General features: G+C 37.2%; 6 protein-coding genes. 5 read left to right on the forward strand and 1 reads right to left on the reverse strand.

Translation table 11 applies throughout. From position 1 onward, the window contains the following. Window positions 1-236 precede the first annotated feature (236 nt). Window positions 237-1814, forward strand: coding sequence for an RNA repair transcriptional activator RtcR (gene rtcR, locus AACS92_RS17435; RefSeq protein WP_099109045.1), 1578 nt, complete (start codon window positions 237-239; stop codon window positions 1812-1814). Window positions 1815-1825: 11 nt separating this feature from the next. Then, window positions 1826-2743, forward strand: coding sequence for a ribonuclease Z (gene rnz / locus AACS92_RS17440; protein ID WP_099109046.1), 918 nt, complete (start codon window positions 1826-1828; stop codon window positions 2741-2743). 132 nt (window positions 2744-2875) lie between these two features. Here rnz and AACS92_RS17445 read toward each other — a convergent pair whose 3' ends face one another. Continuing rightward, the gene (locus AACS92_RS17445; RefSeq protein WP_099109047.1) at window positions 2876-3646 is read right to left on the reverse strand and encodes a hypothetical protein; all 771 of its coding nucleotides are present in this window, start codon (window positions 3644-3646) and stop codon (window positions 2876-2878) included. Between the two features lie 417 nt (window positions 3647-4063). On the opposite strand from AACS92_RS17445, the gene pyrB reads away from it, so the two are divergent. The 3 genes from pyrB to AACS92_RS17460 all read left to right on the forward strand — a co-directional run. After that, complete coding sequence (pyrB, locus tag AACS92_RS17450) at window positions 4064-5002, forward strand: aspartate carbamoyltransferase (protein ID WP_099109048.1); 939 nt, start codon at window positions 4064-4066, stop codon at window positions 5000-5002. A 622-nt stretch (window positions 5003-5624) separates the two neighbouring features. Then, the gene (locus AACS92_RS17455) at window positions 5625-7412 is read left to right on the forward strand and encodes a hypothetical protein (RefSeq protein ID WP_153044752.1); all 1788 of its coding nucleotides are present in this window, start codon (window positions 5625-5627) and stop codon (window positions 7410-7412) included. A 22-nt stretch (window positions 7413-7434) separates the two neighbouring features. Beyond that, on the forward strand, window positions 7435-9931 hold a 2497-nt coding region (locus AACS92_RS17460; RefSeq protein WP_153044753.1), incomplete at its 3' end, for a trypsin-like serine protease.

Genomic DNA, 9931 nt, shown 5'->3' on the forward strand with positions numbered 1-9931 from the left:
ATGCCATTACTTATGTACCGGCTGGGTTCAGAACCCGTGCAATTCCAGCATGTTGACACTTATAGCTATTGCCAATCCCGTGCCAACTTTGAAAATAGGCAAAAATATTTCTTATCATAATGAAAATTAAAGTTTTTTTATTTTTCCCTATTTTCAGCGATTGTTTTTGCCATTTGATTTTCTTATCTTTTTATATCGTTTTTTATAAATTTAGATAATCAATAACAGAGGCAAGGATGAAACGCAGAGTTGCTATTGGGGTTTTAGGAACAACATTAGATAGACGTGGGAAAAAAGCGAATCGCTGGACAAAATGGCGTCCTACTATTGGGCTATGCCAACAGCCTGAGCTGCCAATTGACAGGCTGGAATTACTCTATCGGGCAGATAGCTACAGTCTGGCGCAAAGAGTTAAAGAAGATATTGAAGAAACCTCCCCACAGACCCGGGTTGTTCTGCAAGAAATCCAGATTGATGATCCGTGGGATTTTGAGGAAGTTTATACTGCCCTGCTTGATTTTGCGGTGCGCTATCCTTTCGATATTGAAAATGAAGAGTATCTGGTACATATCACTACAGGCACGCACGTTGCCCAGATTTGCTGGTTTTTGCTAACTGAAGCGCGTTACCTGCCAGCCCAGCTGATCCAGACATCACCCAGAAATGGCGATCGCAATAGCCATCCTGAAGGAATCTACACTGTTATCGATTTGGATCTCAGCCGTTATACCACGTTAACCAGCCGCTTTCTGCGTGAACAGCAGGAGCAAGTGGCGTTCCTGAAATCCGGCATCGCTACGCGCAATGCCAGTTTCAACCACCTGATAGACCAGATTGAGCGTGTTGCGCTGCGCTCATCAGCACCGATCCTGCTGACCGGGCCAACCGGGGCAGGTAAATCCTTTCTGGCTCGCCGTATCTATCAACTCCGCCAATCACGCCATCTGCTTAAAGGGCGTTTTGTCGAAGTAAACTGTGCAACATTGCGCGGTGATAATGCCATGTCTACACTGTTTGGACACGTCAAAGGGGCATTTACAGGGGCAATCCAGCCGCGAACCGGCCTATTACGCGAAGCTGATGGTGGTATTTTATTTCTGGATGAAGTGGCCGAGTTAGGCCTTGATGAACAAGCAATGTTATTGAAGGCGATTGAAGAAAAAAACTTCCTGCCGTACGGCTCTGATCGGGAAGTTTACAGTGACTTTCAGTTAATTGCCGGCACTCACCGGGATCTGCGGGATAGAGTTGCTCAGGGAAAATTCCGTGAAGATTTATATGCCCGTATCAATATGTGGACTTATCAGTTACCCGGACTGGCTCAGCGCCGTGAAGATATTGAACCAAACATCGACTATGAACTGGCCCGCTATGCACAAATGCAGCAAACACAGGTTCGTTTTGATAAAGAAGCCCGACAGATTTACCTGCGTTTTGCCTGCTCAGAACAAGCCAAGTGGCGGGGAAATTTCCGTGAATTAAGTGCATCAGTCGCCCGTATGGCAACGTTTGCTGAAAATGGCCGCATCAATCAGCACTTGGCAGAAGAAGAAATCATCCGCCTCAGACAACACTGGCGAGAAGAAAATAGTTCCTCCCTACTGCCGGATCATTTAGCAGAAATTGATCTGTTTGATCGCCAGCAGTTAGAAACCGTTATCAGCGTTTGCCGGGGATCTGCCAGTTTATCGGAGGCCGGTCGCAAGCTCTTCGCTGTTTCCCGCCAACAAAAGAAACAACCCAATGATGCCGATAGATTACGTAAGTATCTCGCCCGATTCGGCTTAGACTGGGAAAGTATTCAGCAAGATTAGGAGAAGACGATATGGAATTAAAATTTCTGGGTACCAGCGCAGGTATTCCGACTAAAGAACGCAATGTCACCAGCCTTATTCTCGATTTACAGGAGATCCGCAGTTCACTGTGGATGTTTGACTGCGGTGAAGGAACACAGCACCAAGTTCTTCACTCTCCGATTAAAATCTCCAAACTGGAGAAGATCTTTATCACTCATTTGCATGGAGATCATATCTTTGGTCTGCCCGGCTTACTATGCAGCCGATCAATGGGCGGCTCTACTGATCCATTAACGCTATACGGGCCAAAAGGGATCCGCCAGTTTGTGGAAACTTCATTGCAATTAAGCAGCTCCTTTCTGACCTATCCACTGGAAATTATTGAAGTACAACCCGGATTACTGTTTGATGATGGCACAATGAAAGTCACTGCTTATGCCCTGAATCACCGTGTGGAATGTTATGGCTACCGAATTGAAGAGCATGATAAACCCGGTACGCTGGATGCCAAAAAGCTGGCTCAGGATGGAATTCCCCGTGGCCCGTGGATGCAAACCCTAAAACAAGGGGATACGGTCACATTGGAAGATGGCCGGACAATTTCCGGTAAAGATTATCTTGGAGCGCCAGTTCGTGGCAAATCATTAGCGATTTTCGGGGATACCGAGCCTACACCAGAAGCCCTGAAGCTGGCGGCTGATGTTGATGTCATGGTACATGAAATCACTCTGGAACATGCGTTTGCCGAAAAAGCCAATGAACGTGGTCATTCCACCACCAAACAAGCGGCAACGCTGGCTCGTGATGCCAAGGTAAAACATTTTATCGCCACACATATCAGCGGACGTTATGGTAAAGAAGATTGCCCACGTTTACTGGCTGAATGTCGGGAAATATTTTCGAATACTGATTTAGCCGAGGATTTTTCGGTATTTATAGTTAAATAGTTTCATGATAAGAATAGATTAACTGAAAAACTCACCTGAATAATTTTTCGATTATATTTCACATTAAAAAGCAGAGTTAAAAAATGAACAATCCCGCCGTAAGCGGCGGGAAATTATCCCTGACGGATTAAACTAACTGATATTAAATAATTTAGAAAATTCTTCAGATATATCACGATTAAGTATGTTCCGCTGATGATACTCTCCCCATAGAGCTTCATTTGAAATCCAAGGAGGAAAAACAGGCTTTTTATCCATCCAGAATTGAATCTTACTCGCGACTTTTTTATTATTTCTGTTCCTATAAACCCATCTTAATTCTTTTGCAGTTATAGATTTTCTTGTGTTATTTAAACCTTCTGATTTATTTACAACTTTTGCCATATTTATCTCATCGAGTATAAAATGTATATGCATATCCTCAGTCAGCTGACAATCACTCATAGTGACCCATGATATTCCTCCTTTGCATTTTCTTCCTATAGTGACATGGTCATTAGTTATACCTTCTTCAAGAACAGTATGATACTTATCATGTTTCTCAAGATAAGAATATAAACTTTCTTTATACTCTTCATATTCATGAAAACCAACAACATTAAGATAACCTTTGTATTTATTAGCTTTCTCACTTAACCATGCATTAGGTGCTCTTCGATTATTTCTTAGTGAATTCTGAAAGCTATCTAAAAAACTCTTCATTTCTCTTTCTTCAACTGGAATCAAATAATAATTCATCATTGTCGGTTTAAAAAACTCTTGTCCAGAAGTTGATTTAGGGAGTCTATTTTTAACAATTTTAAAATTATCTAACTTACTGATATAACGCTCTCTTTCATTAGTTAAACCATATATAAGATCACCCTCAAAAAACTCATTTCTAAAAGGTGGTGAAAACGGCATATATTACCCTCTTTATTTAATGAAAAAATAAAAGACAACGTATTATAGCCTGTATTATTAAACAGAAAGTTATTTTTTAAACGGTTATAAAAGCGACTGAAAAAAAATAGTTTTATCTCATTATGAAGAGGATAATAGTCTGCAACACCTTCGTTTACGAGTCACTGCTTGAAACAAAAAATTCTCTCAACAAATCTTGCAGTGAATACAATCGCGAGTATAATGCGCGACGATTTGCCGGGAGAAAACATGAAATACAGCCTTACAAAACGCCAATCTAACGAAGCACTGCCAACTGGCAGCTTGGGCGTATTGTTTTCCCCATTGCTAACCGAACATTTAAAAAGCCCCTCAATTGAGGGGCTTTTTTTCGTCTGCCCAGTCCAAAGCTAAAAGTCATAAAAGAGGAATGTAAACATGGCTAACCCGTTATATCGCAAGCATATCATTTCAATTAATGATTTGAGCCGCACAGATCTTGAATTGGTATTGCAGACGGCAGCAGCCCTGAAAGCCAATCCACAGACTGATTTACTGAAACACAAAGTTATCGCCAGCTGCTTTTTCGAAGCCTCTACGCGCACCCGTCTCTCTTTTGAAACAGCTATCCAGCGGCTTGGTGCCTCTGTGGTTGGCTTTGCTGACAGCAGCAACACCTCATTGGGCAAAAAAGGTGAAACATTGGCCGATACTATTTCTATTATCAGCCAGTATGCTGACGCGATTGTCATGCGTCATCCACAGGAAGGCGCTGCCCGCCTTGCTTCTGAGTTTTCCGGTCATATCCCGATCATTAACGCCGGTGATGGTGCAAACCAACATCCCACCCAGACGCTGCTAGACCTGTTTACCATTCAGGAAACTCAGGGCAAGCTGGATAACCTGAAAATCGCGATGGTTGGTGACTTGAAATATGGTCGTACTGTCCATTCATTGACGCAGGCACTGGCGAAATTTGAGGGCAACCATTTCTGCTTTATCGCGCCAGACGCTCTTTCTATGCCCAACTATATTCTGCACATGCTGGATGAAAAACAGGTGAGCTACAGCATTCACAACAATTTTGAAGATGTGCTGCCTGAGCTGGATATTCTGTATATGACCCGCGTTCAGAAAGAACGCCTTGACCCTTCTGAATACGCCAATATCAAAGCCCAGTTTGTGCTGCGTGCGGCAGATTTGGTGAGTGTCAAAGAGAACCTGAAAGTACTCCATCCTCTGCCACGTATTGATGAAATTACTGTTGATGTGGATAAAACGCCTTACGCGTATTATTTCCAGCAAGCGGGTAATGGAATTTATGCTCGTCAGGCGTTGTTATCACTGGTATTGAATGAAAATGTTGTTATCAAGTAATAATCATCTAACATAAATAAGCAGTGACAAATCTTATGGCTAAGGGAATTAGACCTTAGCCATAATGTTATTCTTCTCAATTCCCTTTGATATCGTTTCTTCAAAAGACCTTAAAAAATAAAGAAAAAAAGAAAAGAGACTAATCATAAGGATGATACACTATCATACATTGATTCAAAAAATTGAATACCTCTCCAAATACTATTCCAGTAATTCAATTCATCAAATGAAAGGTTGAATCTCTAAAAATCCCACTATTGTTTTTATAGCCAGATATCCCTGTAATGCATTGATAAATTTTACATGCTGAAAGGATAGAATGAAATTGCGCACATGTGATCCTGATGGAATATCGTAGTTGCTACGCTCACAATTTACATTTGTGGGATAGTTGATCAAAGCCAATTAGGACACACTAATATAAAAAATAACTCCAAACTTGGACATTATTGAGATGCTTTACCATACTTAAGTATGGGTTCTTTTTCCTTTGATGGAATTGGCCGGTTACAGATTTTCCACAATGTATCCCATTAAATTTTTTTATAAATTATATTAATAAAAAACCTCCATAGATTTAACTTATCATCATGGTGATATGTTTTTTATTTAAGGTTTTTATATGAAAATAAATAAATTAAACTTATATATAACAACACTATCCATATTACTCTCTTGTCTTAGTAGAGGCTATGCAAATAGCTTAACAAACCATTCCTTCATTCCAAATTACGAGAGTAAAAATTCAGTAAAAAATATAAACATTCTTTCATCAAAATATAATTTAACCTTTAAAAACAGTAATAAATATGGCATGTTAAAAATTCATGTAACTAATGATAAATGCATGAAAGATCATGGGGCTGAATATATAAATTTGCAAAATGGACAAAGTTATAGTGAGAACATCGTAGATTACAATACAATATTCAGCTGCCATAGTGAAAATAAATTCGTGGAATGGACTGCAACTACCTATCATAAATTTAAACCATATAAAACATGTAATTTACAATTATTAATATATTCAGAATCAATTTTTGATCCATGGCTTAGTTCGGTTAATAAAATAGGCTATTGTAATCTTGAAATCAGCGCTACTTGCAAAAGAGACTATGACTGTTTAAATCATGGGATTTTAGTTCAGGATGGCTATAGTATCAGCATAGATATCAAGGATGATTATGTTTTTACTCCACCAAAAATTACTTCCTCTGATCCGCAAGAGCAAGCCCAAAATAATTATATCACTATTATGGGACAGGGTTTTATGGAAGATGAATCGTTACCTTATCTTGTCACTAATTTTGACCAAAATAAATATAAAGTTAAGCTTATAGAAGAAAAAAGGACTCAATGGCGGGCAAAAGTTTGGATAAACTGCGAACTAACTCCCAGAAAAATTAGTATTGAGGGTATTGAAAATTCAGGAATTACTATTAAAGGACCACCATGTGGTGCAACCATAACGTCAATGAAAGATGCTCAAATTATACCTGATGGAAAATATGACATATCCGGTTTAGTTAATTTTAAAGTTCCAAATGATGCTAAAAAAATTAAAGTGTCAATTTCTAGTTTTGATGATCCTGATTACACTCATACTTCTGAGCCAACAAAAGAATATACACCTGATGTTGATATTAATTCCGGCACATGGAGCATTAAAGGTTTAACCGCAAAATGTTTTAATTACTATAAAGCATCTGTTATTTTCCAGCAGAATAAGAAAGAGAAAAATAATCTCTCCGAAAAAAAAGAAATTAAATATGGTGTAGCACGTTGTCCGGTAAAAATCACAAAACCTGTTATGAATGAATTTATTACTTCAACAGACGATAATCCTAAACAGATTGTAATTGGTGGGAAAGTAACGGAAAAAACACCTCTCGATATAATTGTAAACTACTATTCAAATGGTGAACATGCTCTCCCACTTCTTTCTCGTATTGGAAATAACTGGCAAACTAAAATTAGTGATGCTCCTGCCGGTTTTATACAAATTAAAGCTAAAAACACAGGAACACCTGATGTTCCCATTAAAAATAGCAATGACGAAGTCACTATACTGAAATCAAAAGATTTCTCTGTAAAATATGAAATCATCGATAATGGATTTATCCACATTTATGGAACTTCCTTGCCTAATAATGATAAAAAAGCCAGTGCATTCAAAGAAACTCTCCACCCTAAAATAATAATATTTTCTGATGGTGTAAAATCGGAAGAAATAACTCCTGATGAAAAAGGAAATTGGAGTTCAGACAATGAATATTATGCTAAACGAGGAGTATATTTTTTTACTATCCATGAAACATCTGATAATAAAAATTATCCAGCAAGGAAAGATAAAACACTGGAATGTACTGGAGGTAATAACCATATGACTTGTATTGAAAAAAATAATTAATCACCCCATTCAGGAGGCTGTTATGGTTATATTTAAAGTTTCTTTTATACTCTCGTTATTATCTTACAGTATAAATGTATTTTCAGATACTGTATTGCACCCCCACAAAATAGAAACAATTGCTGGAGGAGAAGAAAGCTGTATTGATAGTAAAGATAGTAAATGCAAACCTTGGGTTGTAAATATTCGTGCTCAAGATAAATCAGGAAAAAATATTTTTTCATGTAGTGGTTCGCTGATCTCTCCAAGCTATGTTTTAACAGCAGCACATTGCAAGGGTGACAATAACGTCATTGAAAAATATTCAATTTCAAATTATGAAAATAAAGTAATTGGCACTGCATTATATAACAATTTTACTGAATATTCTGGGAATGCAGATTTTGGAGTAATGAAATTAGATAAGCCTATTAATTTAGCTAATTATGGTCATGTTCGTCGTTTTTTTGACTATGATGAAGCTTATGAAAAAATAGACAAAAATTATTATAACGCTTCTATCTATGGCTATGGTGATTTGGGAGTTGATCCAACAACAGGAAATCAGATAAGAAATGCCGAAGTAAAACAGCATAGAGCTGATGTTAATATTGTCACTAATGCTGTAGATTTTAAAAAAAATCATGGTCTTCTTATAAAAGAAAATGAAGATTTAAAGCCAGGAATTATACAATCTGGAGACTCTGGTGGTCCAGTTATTTGGCATGATACAATCATCGGTGTTGCATCCACAACAAAAGATACTCTTAAAGTTAAAGATAGCAATAAAGTTCGTCCATTCTTTTTTGCTTCAGATGTTACAGGAAAATATCTTGATACCGCTTTTAAGGAAAAAAGAACTTTAGAAAATTGGTTTTCTAACGCCATGAAACAAATATGGATCTATAATCTGGATTGGGGTCAAAATTTAAGTAAAAGGAAAACAAGCATATCTGTAGAGGGAATGGGACATGAATATTCAGAGATCTATCTTCATTACTCTATTGATCACAAAAAGGAAAAAAGCACTAAATGTAAGACAGGCGTAAAAAGAATATGGAAATGTGATATCCCATATGATTCCTATTTTACTAGAGACATTAGAGAAAAAAATGAATATGAAGTTACTATTACAGCTGAAGAGTTAAATAAAAATGATAAGTCATGGGGAAGTGATACCATAAAAGTAAAAATACCAAGTTTAAAACAAGAGGTTGGTATTATTTACCCATCAGATAAATCAACAGTTCTAACCAAAAACTTTACCATACGTGGATACGCCGCCCCTGATGCTGATATAGAGTTGACATTAAAATCTAACCGTAAATACGACAAAGAAAGTTATACACAGGACGTGTTATGCTCTGGGTTAGATAATAAAAGTTTGATAAAAACAGGTGAGAATGGACTATGGTCATGCAGTATAAAGTCTGATATTCATCTTAAAAATTTAGGAAAAGATGACAACTATAATATAACTATATCTCAAAAAGCCCAAAAGAAAAAAATCAGCGATCAAGTCAGCATTAGTTTAAAACCAGAAGATTATTCCACTTTAAATGTTGAGCCAAACAAAAATAGAAAAGGAAGCATATATAGAAAAATATTAGAATATAATGTAAATTATGCTAACAATGCAAAACTAGTCTGTATTTTTAACGGTTATTATGCAAGTTGTAAAAATAACCATCAAGATAAAAATAATTTTCATTTAAGAAATTATTTTTTATCAAACGAAGATTTTGATTCAATCCCAATACAGATTGTCAATATCAATGCAATACAAAAACTGGATAACGTTGACCCGAGTGATCCAAAGTTATGGTATCATGATTCTTTCGAATCTGAAGGCGGATATTTTATGCCTTCTTTTAATAAAGAAGATAAAATTGAATCACCAAGAAAAATCTTATCCACTGATATAAAAAATAAAAAATTCGCTGGTTTTGGTGGTGATGATCAACGTTATACTCTCTCAAATGATGATATATTTTTACCTTCAGAATATTCTATCTGCATGAAAAAAAGCAGTTATTCACCTTCAAATTCCCCTCAATGCAATAGAGATGATAAGGATATCTACGTAAAAATCCCATTGAAAGAGGGTAAATATTTTTCCGAACTACCAATACAATATAGTGATTTTGTAAAAAGGCATGATTTTCCAAATTGGAGTTTATCGCTTCCTCCTGAATTGAAAGACGGGCTCTATTATATTGAGGTAATGGACAGGTTTATTCCTCTAGGACTCAATATTGAGCCTCATATTTTGTCAGATTTCTTACAAAGAACATATTTTGAAATCGAAACCCCTGACGTTGGCTTTACAAGCCCGGAAAACATCTCAGATACCGTTGCGACAGTATCAGGAACTGCCAATATTCCCGGTGAAACAGTTAACGTCAGAAAACGTAAACTCACCCTTTCTCGGGGGGCATCAGGGGTAGATGCGCCAGACATCCTCTCAGACATAATTTGTGAGAATGCTGTCGTCAGTGATAATGGTGACTGGGGATGTACGACACCCATCACTTTCACCG

This window comes from Xenorhabdus sp. KJ12.1 (assembly GCF_963876495.1).
GTDB lineage: Bacteria > Pseudomonadota > Gammaproteobacteria > Enterobacterales > Enterobacteriaceae > Xenorhabdus > Xenorhabdus stockiae.